This is a genomic window from Neorhizobium sp. T7_12 (assembly GCF_002968535.1).
In the GTDB taxonomy this organism is placed as follows: domain Bacteria; phylum Pseudomonadota; class Alphaproteobacteria; order Rhizobiales; family Rhizobiaceae; genus Neorhizobium; species Neorhizobium tomejilense.
This window is the reverse complement of the sequence record NZ_PVBK01000001.1, coordinates 652,755-673,404: the sequence shown is the minus strand read 5'-3', so window position 1 is coordinate 673,404 and position 20,650 is coordinate 652,755. Positions and strand designations below refer to the sequence as shown.

General features: G+C 63.7%; 22 protein-coding genes. 16 read left to right on the top strand and 6 right to left on the bottom strand.

The window, feature by feature from the left end:
- Window positions 1–20: 20 nt before the first annotated feature.
- Window positions 21–959, top strand: coding sequence for an endonuclease/exonuclease/phosphatase family protein (locus tag C5J26_RS03385; RefSeq protein ID WP_105400501.1), 939 nt, complete (start codon window positions 21–23; stop codon window positions 957–959).
- A gap of 9 nt (window positions 960–968) precedes the next feature.
- Here the strand turns inward: C5J26_RS03385 and C5J26_RS03380 are convergent, their stop codons facing one another.
- Window positions 969–2,831 (bottom strand): ABC transporter ATP-binding protein, encoded by a 1,863-nt coding sequence (locus C5J26_RS03380; RefSeq protein ID WP_105400500.1) that lies wholly within the window; start codon window positions 2,829–2,831, stop codon window positions 969–971.
- 153 nt (window positions 2,832–2,984) lie between these two features.
- Here C5J26_RS03380 and C5J26_RS03375 point away from each other — a divergent pair, with 153 nt between their 5' ends.
- Both C5J26_RS03375 and C5J26_RS03370 read left to right on the top strand, forming a co-directional pair.
- Complete coding sequence (locus C5J26_RS03375) at window positions 2,985–3,245, top strand: CopG family ribbon-helix-helix protein (protein ID WP_105400499.1); 261 nt, start codon at window positions 2,985–2,987, stop codon at window positions 3,243–3,245.
- Complete coding sequence (locus C5J26_RS03370) at window positions 3,245–3,523, top strand: type II toxin-antitoxin system RelE/ParE family toxin (protein ID WP_105400498.1); 279 nt, start codon at window positions 3,245–3,247, stop codon at window positions 3,521–3,523. Before C5J26_RS03375 ends, C5J26_RS03370 begins: the two co-directional genes overlap by 1 nt.
- A gap of 62 nt (window positions 3,524–3,585) precedes the next feature.
- On the opposite strand, the gene C5J26_RS03365 is transcribed toward C5J26_RS03370, so the two are convergent.
- Window positions 3,586–5,442: an ABC transporter ATP-binding protein gene (locus C5J26_RS03365; RefSeq protein WP_105400497.1), complete on the bottom strand. Its 1,857-nt coding sequence runs from the start codon at window positions 5,440–5,442 to the stop codon at window positions 3,586–3,588.
- A gap of 378 nt (window positions 5,443–5,820) precedes the next feature.
- Between C5J26_RS03365 and C5J26_RS03360 the strand changes: the two genes are divergently transcribed.
- The 4 genes from C5J26_RS03360 to C5J26_RS03345 all read left to right on the top strand — a co-directional run bounded on the left by C5J26_RS03360 (window position 5,821) and on the right by C5J26_RS03345 (window position 7,817).
- Complete coding sequence (locus C5J26_RS03360) at window positions 5,821–6,300, top strand: tRNA (cytidine(34)-2'-O)-methyltransferase (RefSeq protein WP_105400496.1); 480 nt, start codon at window positions 5,821–5,823, stop codon at window positions 6,298–6,300.
- 70 nt (window positions 6,301–6,370) lie between these two features.
- Window positions 6,371–6,850 (top strand): redox-sensitive transcriptional activator SoxR, encoded by a 480-nt coding sequence (gene soxR / locus C5J26_RS03355; protein WP_105400929.1) that lies wholly within the window; start codon window positions 6,371–6,373, stop codon window positions 6,848–6,850.
- A gap of 75 nt (window positions 6,851–6,925) precedes the next feature.
- Window positions 6,926–7,228: an addiction module antidote protein gene (locus tag C5J26_RS03350; RefSeq protein ID WP_105400495.1), complete on the top strand. Its 303-nt coding sequence runs from the start codon at window positions 6,926–6,928 to the stop codon at window positions 7,226–7,228.
- Between the two features lie 157 nt (window positions 7,229–7,385).
- Entirely contained in the window at window positions 7,386–7,817 is a 432-nt protein-coding gene (locus C5J26_RS03345; RefSeq protein ID WP_105400494.1) for a hypothetical protein, read from the top strand.
- A gap of 9 nt (window positions 7,818–7,826) precedes the next feature.
- Here the strand turns inward: C5J26_RS03345 and C5J26_RS03340 are convergent, their stop codons facing one another.
- Window positions 7,827–8,084 carry a hypothetical protein gene (locus C5J26_RS03340; RefSeq protein ID WP_037076370.1) on the bottom strand — a complete coding sequence of 86 codons (258 nt, stop codon included), beginning with the start codon at window positions 8,082–8,084 and terminating at the stop codon, window positions 7,827–7,829.
- A 175-nt stretch (window positions 8,085–8,259) separates the two neighbouring features.
- On the opposite strand from C5J26_RS03340, the gene hemF reads away from it, so the two are divergent.
- The 3 genes from hemF to C5J26_RS03325 all read left to right on the top strand — a co-directional run bounded on the left by hemF (window position 8,260) and on the right by C5J26_RS03325 (window position 9,863).
- Complete coding sequence (gene hemF / locus C5J26_RS03335; protein ID WP_105400493.1) at window positions 8,260–9,174, top strand: oxygen-dependent coproporphyrinogen oxidase; 915 nt, start codon at window positions 8,260–8,262, stop codon at window positions 9,172–9,174.
- A 127-nt stretch (window positions 9,175–9,301) separates the two neighbouring features.
- The gene (locus tag C5J26_RS03330) at window positions 9,302–9,568 is read left to right on the top strand and encodes a hypothetical protein (RefSeq protein WP_245441045.1); all 267 of its coding nucleotides are present in this window, start codon (window positions 9,302–9,304) and stop codon (window positions 9,566–9,568) included.
- A 103-nt stretch (window positions 9,569–9,671) separates the two neighbouring features.
- A complete protein-coding gene (locus C5J26_RS03325; RefSeq protein WP_105400492.1) occupies window positions 9,672–9,863 on the top strand; it encodes a DUF1059 domain-containing protein in 192 nt (63 codons plus the stop codon).
- A gap of 91 nt (window positions 9,864–9,954) precedes the next feature.
- Here the strand turns inward: C5J26_RS03325 and C5J26_RS03320 are convergent, their stop codons facing one another.
- Genes C5J26_RS03320 through C5J26_RS03310 form a run of 3 tightly spaced genes read right to left on the bottom strand, consistent with a single transcriptional unit; the run spans window position 9,955 to window position 12,469 of the window.
- Window positions 9,955–11,217, bottom strand: coding sequence for a CCA tRNA nucleotidyltransferase (locus C5J26_RS03320; protein WP_105400491.1), 1,263 nt, complete (start codon window positions 11,215–11,217; stop codon window positions 9,955–9,957).
- Window positions 11,214–11,849, bottom strand: coding sequence for a CoA pyrophosphatase (locus tag C5J26_RS03315; RefSeq protein WP_046668678.1), 636 nt, complete (start codon window positions 11,847–11,849; stop codon window positions 11,214–11,216). The genes C5J26_RS03320 and C5J26_RS03315 overlap by 4 nt, the downstream gene beginning before the upstream one ends.
- Window positions 11,846–12,469 carry a DUF1285 domain-containing protein gene (locus C5J26_RS03310; protein WP_105400490.1) on the bottom strand — a complete coding sequence of 208 codons (624 nt, stop codon included), beginning with the start codon at window positions 12,467–12,469 and terminating at the stop codon, window positions 11,846–11,848. Before C5J26_RS03310 ends, C5J26_RS03315 begins: the two co-directional genes overlap by 4 nt.
- A gap of 235 nt (window positions 12,470–12,704) precedes the next feature.
- Between C5J26_RS03310 and C5J26_RS03305 the strand changes: the two genes are divergently transcribed.
- From C5J26_RS03305 to C5J26_RS03280, 6 genes are all read left to right on the top strand, one after another.
- The gene (locus C5J26_RS03305) at window positions 12,705–13,718 is read left to right on the top strand and encodes a MoxR family ATPase (RefSeq protein ID WP_046631167.1); all 1,014 of its coding nucleotides are present in this window, start codon (window positions 12,705–12,707) and stop codon (window positions 13,716–13,718) included.
- 25 nt (window positions 13,719–13,743) lie between these two features.
- Window positions 13,744–14,667: a DUF58 domain-containing protein gene (locus C5J26_RS03300; protein WP_105400489.1), complete on the top strand. Its 924-nt coding sequence runs from the start codon at window positions 13,744–13,746 to the stop codon at window positions 14,665–14,667.
- Entirely contained in the window at window positions 14,664–17,504 is a 2,841-nt protein-coding gene (locus C5J26_RS03295) for a DUF4159 domain-containing protein (protein WP_105400488.1), read from the top strand. The genes C5J26_RS03300 and C5J26_RS03295 overlap by 4 nt, the downstream gene beginning before the upstream one ends.
- Window positions 17,505–17,694: 190 nt before the next feature.
- Window positions 17,695–19,761 carry a hypothetical protein gene (locus C5J26_RS03290; protein WP_105400487.1) on the top strand — a complete coding sequence of 689 codons (2,067 nt, stop codon included), beginning with the start codon at window positions 17,695–17,697 and terminating at the stop codon, window positions 19,759–19,761.
- A 3-nt stretch (window positions 19,762–19,764) separates the two neighbouring features.
- Window positions 19,765–20,181 carry an N-acetyltransferase gene (locus C5J26_RS03285; RefSeq protein ID WP_105400486.1) on the top strand — a complete coding sequence of 139 codons (417 nt, stop codon included), beginning with the start codon at window positions 19,765–19,767 and terminating at the stop codon, window positions 20,179–20,181.
- Between the two features lie 40 nt (window positions 20,182–20,221).
- Entirely contained in the window at window positions 20,222–20,641 is a 420-nt protein-coding gene (locus tag C5J26_RS03280; RefSeq protein WP_052751692.1) for a GNAT family N-acetyltransferase, read from the top strand.
- Window positions 20,642–20,650: the final 9 nt, after the last annotated feature.

Here is a 20,650-nt window from a genome sequence, read left to right as displayed (position 1 = left end):
GCCGTCCCGGACAGACCTGAATGAGACAAACACTATCGGTTGCCATCTGCGTCATCGTGTCGCTTGTGCTGATGGCGATCGGGACGCGTTACATACACCCCCACTGGCTTTTGGGAACGCTTTACAGCCTGCAGCTGCACGCGGCACTCGGCTGCGTCGCGGCCATGGTTGTAGCCCTTCTCGTCAAGCGCCACTTCCTGGTCTGGCTGCTGTTCGCCGCCACGCTTCTCTTTGTCGGTCACGCGGTGCTGATGAGCCGCGACTTCGCCGCGCCGATGACACCGGCAGAGGTCAATGCACCGACCATCAGGCTGATGTCCTTCAACATCCTCAACGACAATTTCGCCAATGCGGAAGACATCGTCGAAACGATCCGGTCGTCCGGCGCCGACCTGGTCAACATCATGGAAGCCGCCCCGCTCAGGGTCTATATGGACGAGCTGGCGAAAACCTATCCCTACCGGGTGGGTTGCGGTCTGCTGATCGAGGATTGCGACCAGCTCATGCTATCGAAGGTGCCGATCGAAGCGCCGACGGTACAATCGCTCAGCGAGATCTTTCCGGATCGCTTCATCCTCGCCAAGGTGACCGTCCGCGGCCAAACGATCCATTTCGTCGGCATGCATACGACCAAGCCGTATTTCGACAATTTCCACTCCGTGGAACTGACCCGCGCCGCCCTCGCGATCAGCGAGACGAGCGGCCCTCTACTGCTCTCGGGCGATTTCAACGCCTCGAGCCTGGCGCCGAACATGCGCCGGTTCCTCCGCAATGCCGACCTGACGACTGCCGGCTTCGAGCCCGCCACCTGGCCGATCCGGGCGGGCGCGTTCGGCGTGCCGATCGACCATGTCTATGCGCGGGCACCGCTCAAGATAAAGTCGCTGACCCGCATTCCCCAGCCGCACGGCTCCAACCACTTCGGGCTGATCGCCGAGATCGCCGTTACCGGACAGTGAGCCGCAGCGCTATTGGGCTGCGTCCGCGGCAAGGAAACCGCCGGACTGCCTTGCCCAGAGCTCCGAATAGAGCCCTCCCCGCGCAATCAGTTCGTTGTGCGTGCCGTCCTCGATGATCCGGCCCTTGTCCATGACGATGAGGCGATCGAGGGCTGCGATGGTCGACAGCCGGTGGGCGATGGCGAGCACGGTCTTGCCCTGCATCAGCCGCTCCAGGTTCGACTGGATCGCCGCTTCTACCTCCGAGTCGAGTGCCGAGGTGGCCTCGTCGAGCACCAGGATCGGCGCATCCTTGATCATCACGCGGGCGATCGCCACGCGCTGGCGCTGGCCGCCGGAAAGCTTGACGCCGCGCTCGCCCACATGCGCGTCGAAACCCTTGCGACCGCGCTGGTCCTCAAGAGCCGCGATGAACGTGTCGGCTTCAGCCTTGCGCGCCGCCTCAACGAGCTGCGCTTCCGTCGCGTCCGGTCGGCCGAACAGGATATTGTCGCGGATCGAACGGTGCAGCAGCGAGGTATCCTGAGTGACCATTCCGATCTGGGCGCGCAGCGATTCCTGTGTCGCCCTGGCGATATCCTGCCCGTCGATCAGGATGCGGCCGCCTTCGAGATCGTAGAACCGCAGGAGCAGGTTGACGAGGGTCGACTTGCCGGCGCCGGAACGCCCGACGATGCCGAGCTTCTCGCCCGGCCGGATGGTGAGCGACAGATTGTCGATGACGCCCTTCGCCTTGCCGTAGTGAAAACTGACGTTCTCGAAGCGGATTTCCGGGCGTTTTACCACCAGCTGCGTTGCATCAGGCGCATCCACCAGCCCGATCGGCTGCGAGATCAGCTCGGCCGAATTCTGGATGGTGCCGATATTGCGCATGATACCGTTGAGCTGCGTCATCAGCCGGCCGAGCAGGAAATTCAGCCGCAGCATCAGCGCCATGGTGAAGGCGACGGCACCGGACGAGATCAGGCCGGAGAGCCACAGATGCACGCTCATCGCCGCCATGGTGACGATCATCGTGCCGGAGAGGAAGGCCATGGAGGCGCGTACGCTGGTCAACAGCCGGGTGAACGCGATGATCGTGTCCTGGAAGCTCTCGAAACCGGAGAGCATGTAGCGGTCGTTCGCCTCGTCGCGGCCGAACAGCCGAAGCGTCTGGATGTTCGAATAGGCGTCGACCATGCGGCCGCTGATCATCGACCCGGCCTCGGCCGAGGCCTTGGAGTGTTCGCGAATTCGCGGCACGTAGTACCTGGCGAGCACCGCGAAGATCGAAAGCCATGCGACGACGACCACCGCCAGCCGCCAGTCGAGCCCAGCAACCAGCGCGATGGTCGAGACGGAATAGATACCGACGAACCAGACGCTTTCCATGAAGGAGGTCAGAACGTCGCCGGTCGCCTGGCCGGCCGACCAGACTTTGGTCACGATGCGGCCGGAGAAATCGTTCTGGAAGAAGGAGAGCGACTGGCGCGATACGTGGATGTACGACTGCCAGCGCACCAGGTTGTAGAAGCCGGGCGTGATGATCTGCTGGTCGACCAGCGCCGTCATCAGCCCAATCAGGAAGCGGCCGATGCCGACCACCAGCGCCATGACCACCAGTTCGGTCCCGTGGTCGGCGAGCAGCCCAGACCATCCCTCGGAAGGTTGGGTCGTGTCGAGGATATCGACCAGCCGGCCGACATACCAGAACATCGCTGCCTCGACGCCGGCGGCAAGCCCGCCGAGCACCAGCATGGCGAAGAAGGGAAGCTTTGCCTGGCGGACATAGAACCAGATGAAGCCGACAAGGCCGACGGGTGGCTTCAGGTCGTCCCGCCTCGCAAACGGCTTGATAAAGCTCTCGAAGGTGCGGAAGACCGATTTCAACATGGACCCGATATAGGCGGATTCTTAAGCCCGGCAAAGCGAAAGCGGCCGGGCCGCGGCTTACATTTTCTTAATGTGGAAGGCCTACCGGGCAGACCTTCGCGCCCATTGGACATAATCAGGATCAATCATTATGATTGCCCCAAAGGAGTTCCCATGGAAACCCGTGTTCTGACTGCACATGTGCCGGTTCAGCTGGCTGAGAAAGTGGACGAATTGGCAACCCGCCTGGAACGTTCAAGGGGCTGGATCGTCAAGCAGGCACTCGCCGACTGGATCGAGCTGGAAGAGGAGCGGCGGCGGCTGACGCTGGAGGCAATGGCCGACGTCGATGAGGGAAACGTCGTCGATCAGGAGGAGGTCGAAAAGTGGGCTGCCAGCTTAGGCACTGACAAGCCCCTGCCCCGTCCCCTGTAATGGAACTGAAGTGGTCGTCAAAAGCGGTGTCCGATCTCAACCGCCTTCATGATTTTCTGGCTGCGGTGAACGCACCCGCGGCGGCGCGCACGGCTCAAAACCTGGCTGCAGCACCCAGGAAACTCATCCAGCATCCGCGGCTTGGTGAAAGGCTGGATGAGTTCGCGCCGCGTGAAATCCGACGACTTTTGATTGGTGACTACGAGTTTAGATACGAGATACAGGGCGAGATGATTTTTCTTCTCCGTATCTGGCACACTCGCGAAAACCGAATCTGAATTCCGCGGAAGCATTCCTTAAAGTACTTACCTCAGAGCGAAAAATGGGATGGCGGCGGAGCTTACTCCGCCGCCTCTTCCTCGATCACGTCCTCATGGCCGATGAAGCCGCCGGACTGGCGGTTCCAGAGGTCGGCATAGATGCCGCCGGTCGCGACCAGCTCGCAATGCGTGCCTGCCTCGATGATCCGGCCGCGATCGAGCACGATCAGCCGGTCCATTTCGGTCAGCGTCGACAGCCGGTGGGCAATCGCGATCACCGTCTTGCCCTCCATCAGCGCGAACAGGTTCTCCTGGATCGCCGCTTCGACTTCCGAGTCGAGCGCCGAAGTCGCCTCGTCGAGCACCAGGATCGGCGCGTCCTTCAGGAAGACGCGGGCGATCGCGATGCGCTGCCGCTGCCCGCCGGAAAGCTTCACGCCTCGTTCGCCCACATGCGCATCGAGACCCTTGCGTCCCTGCATGTCGGCAAGTCCGTCGATGAACTCCCAGGCGTTTGCCCGCTTTGCCGCCTCGATGATGTCCGCATCGGTGGCGTCCGGCTTGCCGTAGGCGATGTTGTCGCGGATCGAGCGGTGCAGCAGCGAGGTATCCTGGGTGACCACGCCGATCAGCGAACGCAGGCTGTCCTGCGTCACAGTCGATATGTCCTGGCCATCGATGGTGATGCGGCCGCCCTCGAGATCGTAGAAGCGCAGGAGCAGGTTCATCAGCGTCGTCTTGCCGGCGCCGGAGCGGCCGACCAGGCCGACCTTCTGTCCCGCCGGGATATCGAGCGTCATGCCTTCGATGACGCCCTTGCCCTTGCCGTAGTGGAAGTGGACGTTGTCGTAGCGGATATGGCCCTTTTTCGCGGTGAGCGTCGAAGCGCCCTTCTGGTCCACCACGTCATGCGCCTTGGTCATCATCGACATGCCGTCATAGACGGTGCCGATGTTTTCGAAGAGCGCCGACACTTCCCACATCACCCATTGCGACATGCCGTTGATGCGCATCGCAAGACCGATCGCGATTGCGATCGCCCCGATCGAGATGGCGCTGTCCAGCCAGAACCAGATCGACAACGTGCCGACGGTAAAGAGGGCGGCGCAGTTGTAGAAATAGACCAGCGCCTGGAAACCCGTCACCTTGCGCATCTGCGCATGTACGGTCTTCAGGAATACGTCCATCGCGTCCTGCGCATAGGCCTCTTCCCTTCCCGCATGCGAGAAGAGCTTGACGGTCGCGATGTTCGTATAGCTGTCCACGACGCGACCGGTCATCATCGAGCGCGCATCCGCCTGTTCCGCCGAGATCTTCCTCAGACGCGGCACATAATAGGCAACCGTGATCGAGTAGAAGACGATCCAGAGGACGAGCGGCACCGCAAGGCGCAGGTCGGCCGCCGCGACGATGGCGATCATCGAGACGAAATAGGTGAAGACGTAGACGAATACGTCGAGCACCTTCATCACCGTTTCGCGGATGGCGAGCGAGGTCTGCATCACCTTGGTCGAGACGCGGCCGGCAAACTCGTTGGCGAAGAACGTCATCGAGTGCCGGAGCAGGAACCGGTGCATCTGCCAGCGGGCGATCATCGGGAAATTGCCCATCAGAATCTGATGCATGATCAGCGAATTGAGGGTCGCGATCGCCGGCAATGCGACCAGCACCACGAAGGCCATGAAGAACAGTTTCGGCCCTTCGCTTTCAAGGAAGGTCGCCCGATCGGCATTGGTCAGCCAGTCGACGATATCGCCGAGGAACTGGAACAGCGCCACTTCGCCGACCGCAATCAGCATCGTACAGGTCGACATGATGACGACCCACGGCCAGACCGGTTTGGTATAGTGCCACAGGAAGGCCGCAAGGCCGGCGGGCGGTAGTGAGGGCGCTTCGCCCGGATAGGGATCAACGCGCCGTTCGAACCACGAGAACATGAAAAAAGCTCCGTAAGTCGGATGCCGCACCGGTCAGCACGCAAGGCGGCCGGAATCGGGCGACGAAAACCTGGATAGCGAGGCCGGATGTCGGCCGCGTAACGAGTGAGGAAAGAAAGAGTTTGCGAGAAACCGCGAAACGCCTAGGCCAGAGACAGGAAAATCCGGCAGCGGAGGCGCGAGAGCACGGTCATATCCATGTGGGCCTCCTTGAATGGGCGTTGAGTTGCGCGTTTCTTGTAGCCTCTCGGGCATCAATTGAAAAGGGCAAATCGCCGCATCTCGCCACCCTGAGCTTTTCTGTTGCCCGATCGTCACAGCCATGCCGCGCATCGAAAGGGCTTGAGCCGCAGCCTCGGTTTCCCGTAAGGACGGGGCATGAGTGACATCCCCCGCGGGCTCCGCATCGCCCTTTACCAGCCGGATATTCCCGGCAATACCGGCACGATCCTCCGGCTCGCCGCCTGCCTCGGCCTGTCGGTCGATATCATCGAACCGGCCGGCTTCGACATTTCCGACCGGAACCTGAAGCGCTCCGGCATGGACTATCTGGCGGGCGTCACGCTTGCCCGCCACGTCAACTGGCAGCGCTTCGACGAGTGGCGCAAGGCGAACGGCCGGCGCGTCGTGCTTGCCTCCACCAGGGCCGCCCTGCCCTATACCCGCTTCGAATTCCAGCCGGACGACATCCTGCTCTTCGGCCGCGAAAGCGCCGGCGTGCCTGATCATGTGCATGAGGCGGCCGACGCCCGTATCCTCATCCCCATGGTCGAAGGCCAGCGCTCCATCAACGTCGCCATGTCGGCGGCCATGATCGCCGGCGAGGCGCTGCGGCAGAACGATTTTCGTCTTCATTGAACCGGCTCCGGTTTTCTTTCACGAAGCCTCTGCTATAAAACCTCAAGTTATATTGAGGTCAACAGCGATGATGAAGAAAAATCCGGGCGGGCGGCTGGAGCTTGAACTGACGGTCGGGGAAGTCGCGGAACGCAGCGGCGTGGCGGTCTCCACCCTGCATTTCTACGAGACCAAGGGACTGATCCAGAGCCGCCGCAACCGCGGCAACCAGCGCCGTTATCCGCGCGTCGTGCTGCGCCGGGTCGCGGTCATCAAGGTCGCGCAGAAGACCGGCATACCGCTTGCCGATATCGCCGAGGCGCTCTCCGTCCTGCCGCACGACCGGCCGCTGACGGCGAAGGACTGGCAGCGCCTTTCGGAAACCTGGAAACGCCAGCTCGATGCACGGATCGCCAGCCTCACGGCGCTCCGCGACCACCTGACCGGCTGCATCGGCTGCGGCTGCCTATCGATGGAGGACTGCCCGCTCAGGAACCCGCTCGACATGCTCGGCGAAAAGGGTGCGGGACCGATTTTGCTGGAAGCGGAAGAGCAGGTGGATGCTGATTGATTGCACGGATAGGTCTATTCTAAACTGAGCGTCACACCCTGCTGGACAACGCCTCTGGAAATGGAAGGACGGCCGATGGCTCCGGAAACGCATCCGTTCGACATCGCTGAACATTTGGATAGCGAAGAGGGTATCGAAGAGTTCATGATCGCCGCATTCGAAGACGGTGACCCAGCCTTCATCGCCAAATGCCTCGGCATCGTGGCGAGGGCCCAGAACATGAGCAAGCTCGCCCGCGATGTCGGCATGAGCCGCGCCGCCCTTTACAAGGCCCTGAGCGGCGAAGGAAATCCCGAATTCGCGACGATCCTGAAGGTGATGAAAGCCCTCGGCCTCGAACTCACGCCGGTTCTCGCCAAGGCTGAGAATGCCGCTTGAGTGTTCGGTACCAGCAGCCTCCGTCTCCGTTTAGCATCTTTTGAAGAACGCTTGCCGAACCGATCGAAGCCATGGGCCAAACATCGGAGATCACATATGTTTCAGGGAATCGAGCCTCGGTCTTCCGATAGCTCCAACACCAAGCCCCGGGAGATCGATGCGCAATTTCCTCTTCTGCTACCCGATCACCGCTGCCGCCATGATCCTGTTGGCCTCGCCCGTCCACGCCCAGGAGGCCGAGCACTATACCGCGGTCAGCAAGACGGCGATGAGCGTCACCGGGGACGTCTGGCTCGACGACTTCGGTATTACCTTCGAGAATGAGGAAACTCTGGAATTCTCCGATCTCGTTGCCGATAATTTCCGGGTGGACGGCAGGCGGGTGCCGGGATCGGTCTACCGCGTCGCGGAACCGGCCGATCCGGAACTCGAAAACGGCAACCAGCTCTGTGGATCGGGCGACGTGACCTATGTCGCCAACTGGGCGTCGGGCAAGGGAATGTCGGCGATCGCCGTGTTTACGGGGAGAAACCCGCCGAAGAGCAGCGCCGAAATGTGCGCGCTCTACACCTATGAGGACCCGAAGTGACGGATCGGATCAATCCGCCGTCGGCAACCTGCGCATGGTGAATTCGATCTGGTCGCCTTCGAGCTGGCGCCAGCTTTCCACTTCGGTCCAGTAGGCTGCCTTCGGAAATTCGTGAAACCATTCGCGCGCCTTTTCGCGGGCTTCTTCCCGCGAGAGCTGGAAGGTCTGCCGTACGAACATGCCCTGGCGCTCGCCGGCCTTTTCCTGCCGGTGGCGGTCGATCCTGCGTTTCAGCCCGTCGAGCGGCGGGGGTGTGAACTTCGCCATGAAAGCCTCTGATCAGCACCTGTTTATGCGTTAAAGATAATGCGCAGCGACACGCTTTGCGAGTCTCATTTTCCACCTGCGACAACCGATGGAATGGCTCGCGAAAGCCAGAAATGCTAATCCCCGATCGAAAAAATGCGAATCGCGCCAAGGGGATGGCGAGAGGAATAGAGACATGGAACGGCCGGTATTGCCCAAAGGATTGCCTGAGGACATCGAAGACAAGAAGGCGGCGGCGAGAGCCTGGTTCGAGAGCCTGCGCGACACGATCTGCGCCTCTCTGGAAGGCCTCGAGGCCGAGCTGACCGGACCTCTTGCCGATCAGGAGCCCGGCCGCTTCAAACCCAAGGACTGGCTGCGCGACGGCGGTGCCGGCGGCGGCGGCAGAATGTCGATGATGGAGGGGCGCGTCTTCGAAAAGGTCGGCGTCCACACCTCGACCGTACACGGCGAATTTTCCGACGATTTCCGCAGCCAGATGCCGGGTGCGGAGGAAGACCCGCGCTTCTGGGCGTCGGGCATTTCGCTGATCGCCCACCCGGTCAATCCCAACGTGCCGACCGTCCACATGAACACACGCATGGTGGTGACGTCGAGCCAGTGGTTCGGCGGCGGCGCAGATCTCACGCCGGTGCTCGACCGGCGCCGCACCCAGACGGATCCCGACAGCGCCCTCTTCCACCGGGTCATGGAGATCACCTGCAAGCGCCACGAGGCGGTCGCCGACTATGATCGTTACAAGGCCTGGTGCGACGAGTATTTCTTCCTGAAGCACCGCGACGAACCGCGCGGCGTCGGCGGCATTTTCTTCGACTGGCTGCATCCGGTCGAGGAAAAAGGCGGCTGGAATGCGGATTTCGCCTTCGTGCAGGACGTCGGCCGGGCCTTCAATCTCGTCTACCCGAAAATCGTCCGTGCCAATTTCAACAAACCCTGGACGGAGCATGATCGCGACGAACAACTGATCCGCCGCGGCCGCTATGTCGAATTCAACCTGCTCTACGACCGGGGCACTATTTTCGGGTTGAAGACTGGCGGCAACGTCGAGTCCATTCTGTCGTCACTGCCTCCGGTTGTAAGGTGGCCTTAGATAAAGGTTCATAAAATTAACGATTTCGGGTATAAACCGGCCCCAATATCTCATCCTTAACAAATGCGATATCGGAATCGATGCGATGGTGGTAGCGTCCCCTTGGTTGTACCGGAGGAGGAACGCCATGATGGCACCGAATAGCATGCCAATGCCGGATGCGTCTGAGGACAAGGACGCCCGTTCCCTTGATACTGCTGATATGATCGACCGCCTCGCGACGGAAATGCGCGCGAGAACCGGCGGTGAGCTTCCCCATGCCTTTTATGTGGACCAGGTAAGGCGCCAGCTTGCCGGCAAGTCGGTCGCCATGTCGGCCGCCAATGACGAGACGGCGCGGGAAAAGGGGCAGGAACAGGCTTCCGTCTTCCACGCCTGGGCGTTTTCCGAATAAGCGTCGGGAACGGTCCTTGTAGTTTCCGAGTTATCGAGGTTGGCGCCGGCGGATATGGGAGATATCCGCCGCCTCCAGTCCAACGCTAACAGGAGGAAATGTCATGCGACTGTTCGAATGCGGTACGCTCGTGCCCGGTTGCCAGTGGCATACCCGTGCCGACGAGGACGCCGAAGTGGTCCGCCGCGCCGTGGAGCATCTGCGCACGGTGCACGGGGAAGAGATCATTCGCGAAAACATGGTCGAGAACATCAAGGCGCGCATTCGCGACGAAAACGGCGCGGAGGCGGCCTGACGCCTGGGACGTACCGAGGCGCCAGCCGTTCTGCCGCAGAACGCTCGCGGCTTCACTTCCAAGCGATGTCAGGACAGCAAGTTGCCTGATATCAGAGCGAACTTCGGATCATATCCTCCAGCCGGGCGGTCAGCGCCGCCCGGTCGAGGGCGAAGTTGCGCTCTACCCAGAAGTCTTCCAGTTCCTTCATAATTTCCCCCACCCGCTTTCCAGCGGGCACGCCGGCTGCGACGATATCGGCACCACTGACCGGAAAGACCGGCTTATCGTAGTTCTCCGTCCTCTTCAGCAATACTGACAGCCGCGCGGACTTGCGCATCGCCGCCGGATCGCCTTCGGCCGCAGTTCGAACAGAGGCCAGAGCGAGCCGCAGCCGCATGACCAGCCCCTCCGCGCCTTGCCGGTAGAGCAGCCGGGCGAACCCGACATCCGTCACTTCGTCCGGCGGCACCGGCGCATTCGCCCAGGTAGCAAGCCGCGCAGCCTCCGCATTCGACATCTTCAGCCGCTTCGCCAGTGCATCCAGCCGCTCGGCATCCGGCGGCACGATCGCCGCCAGCCGCAGGATCGGATCGGCCGTCCAGCCGAGCGACTTCTCGGCCGCCACGAGGCCGTGAATGCCGTCGATACCCCACTTTTCCGTCTCGGGCAGGATTTCGGTGAGCACGCCCGCCTGCCGCATCCACAGCAGCGCTCGGGAAGGATCGGCGGCGGAGAGCAGCTTCTTGGTTTCCGCCCAGACCCGCTCGGCCGACAGCATCGAAAGCTTGTCCTTGGCGCGGGCGCAAGCCCTCAGGCCATCCGCATCCGGTCGGCCGGAACCGTAGTGGGCAAAGAAGCGGAAGAAGCGCAGGATGCGCAGGTAGTCCTCGGCGATCCGCTCGGCCGCATCGCCGATGAAGCGGATGGTGCGCGTCTCGATATCCGGAATTCCGTTCACAAGGTCGATCACAACGCCCTGAGCGTCCGCATAAAGCGCGTTGATCGTCAAATCCCGCCGTTCGGCGTCCACCTGCCAGTCGGTACCGAAGGCGACCTTGGCCCGCCGCCCGTCGGTCTCGATATCGCGACGCAACGTCGTGACTTCGAACCCATGGCCTCCGATGACCAGCGTCACGGTACCGTGCTCGAAGCCGGTCGGCACGGCCTTGATGCCAGCCGTCACCGCGCGCTCGACGACCTTTTCCGGACGAAGTGTGGTGGCGACGTCAACATCGGCGACGGGAAGCCCCATCAGCGCATTGCGCACCGCGCCGCCCGCCACCCGCGCCTCGCCGCCGTCGGCATTGAGCAGGGTCAGGATGTGCTGCAGCGCCGGGTCCCGGAACCAAGCCTCGTCGGCTACACTGGTCATGCATAAAGCCTTTCATAGAGCGTGCGCAGAATGCCCGCGGTAATGCCCCAGATGTTTCGTTCCTCGTAGGGCATCACATAGAAATGCCGCTCCTTGCCGTCCCATTCGCGGCTGCCGCGCTGGTGGTTTGCCTCGTTCATCAGGAAGGACAGCGGCACCTCGAAGACATCGTCCACCTCGGCCGGATTGGGCGTGATCTCGAAGCCGCGCCTGACCACGGAGAGCACCGGCGTAATGCGGAAACCGGTCGCCGCGTAATAGGTCGGCAGGCGCGACAGCGTTTCGACGAAGGAACGGTCGAGGCCGATCTCTTCTTCCGCCTCGCGCAGTGCCGCCTGTTCCGGCGACCGATCCTGCGGATCGATCCCGCCGCCCGGAAAGGCGATCTGCCCAGAGTGCTTGCGCATCGTCGATGTCCGCTGCGTCAGGATCACCTTGGCCCCATCGCCGTCGTCGACGACGGGCACCAGCACAGCCGCATCCTTCAGCTTCAGCCCCGCGGCGAAATCCACCAGCGTCGGATTGAGCAGATGGTCGCCGTGATCGCGCCAGGCGTGATCGATCGGCCCACCGTTCTGGTTCAGCGCCCGGCGGCGGAAATCGCCGGCCGAAAAAAGGGGAAAGTCACTCATTGCGATAAGGCGTCCAATTCGGCCTTGGGCATCACCGGAAAGACCTCCGTTCCGGAGCGGACGGAGAACATCGGCACCCCGTCTATCACGATCGCCTCGCCCAGTTCCACGAGATCGTACATGACCGCGCGGGAAACGAGCGCCTCCAGCCGGCCGCGCACCAGGAGATAGGGTTTCAGCTCGCGGTTTTCGCCCGAGATTTCGAAGCGCAAGGGATGTTCCGCGCCTGCCTCGACCACATCGCCGACATTTGTCCTGAACGTGAGCACCTGCCGGCCTTCACGCTGCGTCACCTGCATCTCGACGGTGAGGAAGGGTGCGTCCACGACCCGGATGCCGACCTTTTCCACAGGTGTTACGAGGTAGGTCCTGCCGTCCTCGTCCCTGCGCAGCACCGTTGAAAACAGCCGCACCAGCGGTGCGCGGCCGATCGGCGTGCCCATGTAGAACCAGGTGCCGTCGGCACGGATTTCCATGTCGATATCACCGCAAAAGGGTGGATTCCACCTGTCGACGGGTGGCAAGCCGCGCTTTCCGTCGCCGGTTTGCTCGGATGCGCGCGAAATCAGGGCCGCAAGCCCTGCGGCATCGGGTGCCGAATTTATCGTTTGCGCTGCCATCTTTCAGTCCCGGTTCGACCTTAAGCATTCACCAAAGCAATTGTTCCTCACGAGATAGTCATTCAATACGTGCTTGTCAGCCATATTTCGGGGAATAAGTTTGATCGGATAAGCCGGATGCTGCGATGCAGCGATTCGATGCCGGGATATGAAGAGCCCGGCCTTGGAAAGCCAGTCGGTTTCTGAGTGCCTGCCGGTTCTGGATGCCAGCCAGTTTTGGATGATGGAGAACGACATGGGCCTGATGAATTCCACCGATACCGTCCTCGATGAGAAAGCCATCATCGCCGCCGCCGAAATGGCCCTTTCCGACATCGCCGCCATCCGCACCGAAGTCGCCAAGGTGATCTTCGGTCAGGAAAAGGTGGTCGAGAACACGCTGCTGGCCGTCCTGTCCGGTGGCCATGCGCTGCTCGTCGGCGTCCCCGGCCTTGCCAAGACCAAGCTCGTCACCACGCTCGGCACCGTGCTCGGTCTCGGCGCCAACCGCATCCAGTTCACCCCCGACCTGATGCCCTCCGACATTCTCGGCTCGGAAGTGATGGATACGGACGATGCCGGCCGCCGCTCCTTCCGCTTCATCAAGGGCCCGGTCTTCGCCCAGCTCCTGATGGCCGACGAAATCAACCGCGCCTCGCCGCGCACCCAGTCGGCGCTGCTGCAGTCCATGCAGGAATACCATATCACGGTCGCTGGCCAGCGTTACGATCTGCCCGCTCCCTTCCACGTGCTCGCGACCCAGAACCCGCTGGAGCAGGAAGGCACCTATCCGCTGCCGGAAGCGCAGCTCGACCGCTTCCTGCTGCAGGTCGACGTGCTGTATCCGGAACTCGCCGCCGAGCGGCAGATCCTGCTCGAAACCACCGGCCTTTCGGAATCCAAGTCCCGCGGCGTCATCGACGCTGCCCGCCTTCAGGAAATCCAGATGCTGATCCGCCAGATGCCGGTCAGCGACAAGGTGGTCGATGCGATCCTGTCGCTGGTGCGCTCCGCCCGCCCCGGCCATGGCAATGCCCATACCGACAAGCATGTCGCCTGGGGTCCCGGCCCGCGCGCCGGCCAGTCGCTGATGCTGACGGCCCGTGCCCGCGCCCTCTACGAAGGCCGTCTCGCCCCATCGCTCGACGACGTCTATGCGCTTGCCGAACCGGTGCTGGAGCACCGCATGGCGTTGACGTTTGCGGCGCGCGCCGAAGGCATGTCGGTACGCGACGTCATCGCCGGTCTGGTGAAGCAGGCCCGCGGCTAAGTCCGCCGGCTAGAAAGGAACCTGCGTGGCATCCACCATTGGCCAGATCGTAGAGCAGACACCGAGTAGCGAACTCCTCTCCCGAGCCCAGGCCCGCGCGACGCTTGTGCCGGACTGCATGGTGGAAGCCAAACGTATCGCCAACACGGTGATCGCCGGCTGGCATGGCCGCCGCAAGCGCGGCATCGGCGAGAATTTCTGGCAGTTCCGGCCTTATGCCGAGGGTGAAAGCCTGTCTCGCATCGACTGGCGCCGCTCGGCCCGCGACGACCACACCTATGTCCGCGAACGCGAATGGGAAGCCGCCCACACCGTCTGGCTCTGGGCCGACATGTCGCCGTCGATGATGTACAAGTCGACGCTCGCCATTGCCTCGAAGGAAAGCCGGGCGCTGGTGCTGATGCTGGCGCTGGCCGAAATCCTTGCCCGGTCCGGCGAGCGGATCGGCTGCCCCGGCATCATGGAGCCGGTATCCTCCCGCAACGCCGCCGAACGGCTCGCCGCCTCGATCATGCACGCGCCGCTGACCACCGGCCTGCCGGATACCGCGATGATCCGCGGTCACAGCGACATCGTGCTGATCGGCGATTTCCTCGACGACGCCGACCGGGTGATGGAACGCATCGCTCCGCTCGGACGCCGCGGCCTGCGCGGCCATGTGGTCGAGATCGCCGATCCGGCGGAGGAGACTTTCCCCTATACCGGCCGCACCGAATTCACCGATCCCGAAACCGGCGAGAAACTCGTCTCCGGCCGCGCCGAGATGATCCGCGAGGATTACCAGCGCGCCTATTTCGCCCGCCGCGATGCGCTGGGTGAATCGCTGCGCCGCCTCGGCTGGAGTTTTGTCTTCCACCGGACCGATCACCTCGCCTCCGAGGCGCTGGTCGCCGTGCATGGTTATCTGTCGGGCTTGCCGGCGCAAAAGCCGGGCGGAGGCAGGTCATGAGCGCGCTCATCTTCGCAAATCCCGCCATTCTCTTTGGCCTGATCGCGCTGCCGGTCATCTGGTGGCTGCTGCGGCTCACCCCGCCGCGCCCGAAGGCGGAAGTCTTCCCGCCGCTCCGGATCCTGGCAACGGTCCTGAAGCGTGAGGAAACGCCCTCTAAGAGCCCCTGGTGGCTGACGCTGCTGCGCATGCTGCTGGCCGCCGCCGTGATCCTGGCGATCGCCGATCCGGTCATGAACCCGCGCGCCAACTCCCTGAATGCCGGCGGCCCGCTGGTTGTCGTCGTCGACAATGGCTGGGCAACCGCGGCCGACTGGGAGCGCCGCGTCCAGACCGCCAACCTCCTGATCGATGACGCCGAAAGCGCCGACGTGCCGGTGTCTATCACCTTCTCAGCCGATGCCGGCCATGAGGCCGTGCCCGGCACGGCAGCCGCTGCCCGCGACAAGCTGACGGCCGCAAGCCCCAAGCCGCTGGTTCCGGATCGCGCCCGCGCCGCCCAGGCGGTGAGAGAAGCCATGAACGGCGCCCGTCCCGGCACGCTCGCCATCCTTTCGGACGGCATGGCGGCGGCCGGCGACAACGAAGCCATGTCGACGCTCGCAGCCCTCTCGCCCGCCGAAATGCGCCTGATCGAAGGCGACGGCCACAGCGCCGTGGCGCTGACCGACGCGGTCAACAACGCCGCTGCCATGTCGGTAACCGCGACGCGCCTCTCGACCGCATCGGCGCAGCAGATGAACGTCAACGCGCTGGACGCCCAGGGGCGCGCGCTCGCCTCCGGCACGCTGCGCTTCGATGCGGGTGCCGCGACCGCCACCGCCGAGATCGCCTCGCCGTTCGAACTGCGCAACGATTTCGCCCGGCTCAACATCGACGGGCTTGCGACGGCCGGCGCGGCACACCTGCTCGACGATGGCTTCAAGCGCCGCCGCATTGCGCTTCTCGCCGGCGAAAGCGGCAGCGATTTTCAGCCGCTGCTGCAGCCGCTCTATTACATCAGCCGCGCGCTCTTGCCTTATGCGGACGTCATCCAGCCGAACACCGCCGATCTTTCGGTCGCCATCCCGCAGATCCTGCAGGGCAATCCGTCCGCCATCATCCTCGCCGATGTCGGCCGCCTGCCCTCCGAATCCTATGCGCCGCTGCAGCGATGGATCGCTCAAGGGGGCACGCTGATCCGTTTTGCCGGGCCGCGCCTTGCCGCCGCCCCCGCCGACGATCCGCTGGTGCCGGTCATCCTGCGCCAGGGCGAACGCGCGCTCGGCGGTGCCATGTCTTGGTCGGAGCCGCAGTCGCTCGCCGACTTCCCGGGCTTCGGCCCCTTCGCCGGTTTGCCGCGCGCCGCCGACATCACCGTCACCCGCCAGGTCCTCGCCGAACCGACGCCGGATCTTGCCGAACGCACCTGGGCAAGCCTTGCCGACGGGACGCCGCTCGTCACCGAAAAGGAAGTAGAGGCAGGCCGCATCGTACTCTTCCACACGAGCGCTGAAGCGACCTGGTCGAACCTGCCGCTGTCGGGCAATTTCGTCGAAATGCTCCGCCGCCTGGTGCAGCTCGCCCGCGCCGGCGGTGCCGCGTCGTCCGGCTCGGGAGCAGAGGGGAGCGCGGCGACGCTGGCTCCCTACCGGTTGCTCACCGCCGACGGCGTCCTCACCACCGAAACCGGAACGGCCCGACCGATCGCGATTGCCGCCAACCAGGTGCCGGTCGCAAGCTTCGACCACCCGCCCGGCCTCTACGGCACCGAGGACGGTTTCACCGCCGTCAACCTGCTCGCGCCGAAGACCGTCATTGCCCGCTTCGATCCGACCACGGCCGGCCGGCCACTGGTGCGCGAAGGCCTCGCCGGCGGCGAAGCCGTGTCGCTGCGTCCCGCCCTTTTTGCAGCCGCCCTGGCGATGCTGATCCTCGACAGCCTTGTGGTGCTCTTCATGAACGGCGCCTTCTCCCGCGTGCCTACCCGTCGCCGCACCGCCGGCAGTGCCGCGGCGGTCATCGCCGCCGTCGCCTTCGGCCTCTTCGCCTTCGTCCCAAGCCCGTTGCAAGCGCAGGAGATGCCGCCCGGTACCGGAGCCAAGCCCGGTGACGAGCAGATCCTCGAACGGCTGGATACGACCCACCTCGCCTACGTCGTGACCGGCGAGCGGGACGTCGACAGCATTTCCGAACAGGGTCTCGAAGGTCTCAGCCAATTCCTCACCTACCGCACGACGCTGGAACCCGGCGCCCCGGTCGGTCTCGATATCACCAAGGACGAACTCGCCTTCTACCCGATCATCTACTGGCCGATTTCCGCCACCGCGCCGATGCCCAGCCAAGCGGCGATCTCCCGGATCGATGCCTATATGCGCAACGGCGGCACGGTGCTTTTCGACACGCGCGACCAGTATTCGTCGCTCGATGGCGGCGGTACCACGCCGAATGGCGAACGCCTGCAGGCGATCCTCGCCAATATCGACATCCCGCCGCTGGAGCCGACGCCGGCCGACCATGTGCTGACCCGTTCGTTCTACCTGCTCACCAATTTCCCCGGCCGCTATACCGGCAGCCCGCTTTGGGTCGAGGCGCGGCAGGAAGCCAAGAACACCGGCGCGCAGCTCTCCTCCAGCGGAGACGGCGTGACGCCGCTGCTGATCACCGGCAACGATTTTGCCGGCGCCTGGGCAGTCGACAGTCAGGGCGGCCCCGTTCTTCCCGCCGTCCCTCCGGACGAGATGCAGCGCGAATATGCCTATCGCTCCGGCGTCAACATCATGATGTACATGCTGACCGGCAACTACAAAGCCGACCAGGTGCACGTCCCGGCTCTGCTTGAGCGGCTTGGGCAGTGAGGGAAAATCAGCGTATGACGCGTTCCCCCTCACCCCGCCTCCGCTACGCTCGGCGACCCTCTCCCCGAGGGGAGAGGAGGAATGGCGCAGTCGCGGCAAACTCCCTCTTCTCCCCAGCGGGGAGAAGGTGGTCCGAAGGATCGGATGAGGGGGTGACCGCAATTTCCCCGGCCAATAGAGGGAAATCCTCATGACCATCGAATTCGCCCCGTTCTTCTCCTGGCCGATCCTCGCCGCCCTCGGCGTCTTTGCGCTGATCCTCGCCGGCCTCGCCTTCTGGCGCGGCATCCGCGGCGCCACCCTGCGCACGCTGGCGCTCGCCGCACTGCTCCTGGCGCTCGCCAACCCGACGCTGCTGCAGGAGGACCGCGACCAGCTTTCGACCGTGGTGCCGATCATCGTCGACCGCTCGCAGAGCCAGGATACCGCCCAGCGCAAGCAGCAGACGGACGAGGCACTCGCGAGCCTGCAGGACCGGTTCTCCCGCTACCCGCGCATCGAGACGCGCATCGTCGAGGTCGATGACGACGGCGAATCCGACACGCCGTCGACAAAGCTGTTCACTGCCCTTCGTTCCGCCATTTCCGACGTACCGCCGGCCCGTATCGGCGGTACGGTCTTCCTGACCGACGGCCAGATCCACGACCTGCCCGGCATCAACCAGGACCTCGGCTTCAATGCCCCCGTCCACGGCCTGATCACCGGCAAACCCGACGAGTTCGACCGCCGCGTCGAAGTGGTCCGCGCGCCCCGTTTCGGCATCGTCGGCGAGGAACAGGAACTGACACTGCGGGTCTTCGACGACGGTCGCACCGGCGGCGGACCGGCACAGGTGACCGTGCGCATGAACGGTCAGCAGACCGCGACGCTGCGCGCCACGCCCGGCCAGGAGACGCCCTTCTCCTTCACCGTTCCGCGCGGCGGCAACAATGTCATGGAATTTTCGGTTGCCGAACTTCCGGGCGAAGTGACTATCGCCAATAACCGCGCCGTCCACGTCATCGACGGCATCCGCCAGAACCTGCGCGTCCTGCTCGTGTCCGGCGAACCGCATGCCGGCGAGCGCGCCTGGCGCAACCTGTTGAAGTCCGATGCGTCGGTCGACCTCGTGCACTTCACCATCCTGCGCCCGCCGGAAAAACAGGACGGCACGCCGATCAACGAACTGTCGCTGATCGCCTTCCCGACCCGCGAACTGTTCGTCGAGAAGATCAAGGATTTCGACCTGATCATCTTCGACCGCTACAAGCACCGCGGCGTGCTGCCGATCCTCTACTACGACTACATCGCCCAGTACGTGAACAACGGCGGAGCGCTGCTGATCGCTGCCGGCCCCGAACATGCCGGCGAGGATTCGATCGCCTCGACGCCGCTGGAACAGGTCCTGCCGGCCGCACCGACCGGCGAAGTCCACAGCGCCGCCTTTTATCCGCACCTGTCGCCGGAGGGCGAAAAACACCCCGTGACCCGCGGGCTCGACGGCTCCAATGCCAACCCGCCGACCTGGGGCCGCTGGTTCCGCACCATCGACGTCGACACGCCGCAGGGCCAGACCGTCATGGAAGGCGATGGCGACCGCCCGCTGCTCGTCCTCAACCGGCAGGGCGAAGGCCGCGTCGCCATGCTGCTCTCCGACCAGGGCTGGCTCTGGGCCCGCGGTTTCGAAGGCGGTGGCCCGCACGTCTCGCTCTATCGCCGCATCGCCCATTGGCTGATGAAGGAACCGGAGCTGGAAGAAGAGGCGCTGACCGCCCGCGCCGTCGGCCGCACGCTCGAAGCCACCCGCCAGACGATCGGCGACGATCCCGGTCCTGCAACGATCAAATATCCGTCCGGCCGCACCGAGACCATGCCGATGACGGCGGCCGGTCCCGGCCAGTACCGGCTGGAGCGCCGCATGGAAGAGACCGGCCTGTTCGAAGTCACCAACGGCCAGTTCTCGACGCTTGTGCATGTCGGCACGGTGGACGCGCCGGAATTCAAGGCAATGATCTCGACCGAGGCCACCTTGAAACCCTATGCCGACAAGACCCGCGGGCTTGTCACCCGCGTCGCCTCCGGCAACGGCATCTCGCTGCCGGACATCCTGCCGGTGCGCGGCGAAGTGCGCGTCAACGATCCCAACCGCATGATCATCCGCCTGACCGACGAGACGGTGCTGCGCGGCATCAACACGCTGCCGCTGTTTGCCGGTTTCGCCGGCCTCTCCGCCCTGCTCTTCGCGGTCGCGGCGATGTGGTGGCGCGAGGGTCGCTGAGGTATGACGCGGTTTGATATGACTGCCTCGCCCCGGCCGGAGGAACTGGCTGCCATCAGCGAGGGACTGACGGCCTTCAACGAAGCCGATGTCGGCCCGTCGAAACGTGAAGCCCTCGCCATCCTGATCCGCGATATCGATGGAAAGGCAATCGGTGGGCTTTCCGGCTACACGGCCTGGGGCTGGCTCTTCACCCAATGGCTGTTCATCCCGGAAACATTGCGGGGTGAAGGCATGGCCGGCAAGCTGCTGAGCCAAGCCGAACAGGAAGCCCGCGCCCGCGGCTGTCACGGCGCCTGGATCGACACGTTCAGCCCGATCGCCCGCAAGGCCTATATGCGCCAGGGTTACGAAATCTTCGGGGAACTGCCGGAATTTTCGAAGGGCCGCACCCGCACCTTCCTCAGGAAAGCTCTGTAGGTTATCCGTGCGCTCCGAACATGGAGACGAGAATAGCCGCATGGATATCGACCTGAAAATCATCGAAGGCATGACCGCCGACGAGGAGGATTTCATCCTCGAACGGCTGATGACCCACAATGCAGCGACGTTCGGCCCCACCAACCGCCGCGAGCTGGCGGTGCCACTGCATGACGACGACGGCAACCTCATCGGCGGGCTGACCGGCTATACCGGCCGCGGCTGGCTCTATGTTTCGATGCTCTACATCCCGGACGAACTACGCGGCCGCGGCCTTGCCGCCCGCATGCTCGACATGGCGGAAGCCGAAGCCCGCGCCCGCGGCGCGATCGGCGCCTATATCGACACGATGAACCCGGCAGCACTCAAGCTTTATCTGAAGCAAGGTTACACAGAGATCGGCACGCTGAAGGGCCTCGAAGGAGGCCATTCGGTGACCTGGCTGCAAAAACGGTTCTGAGCTTTCCGA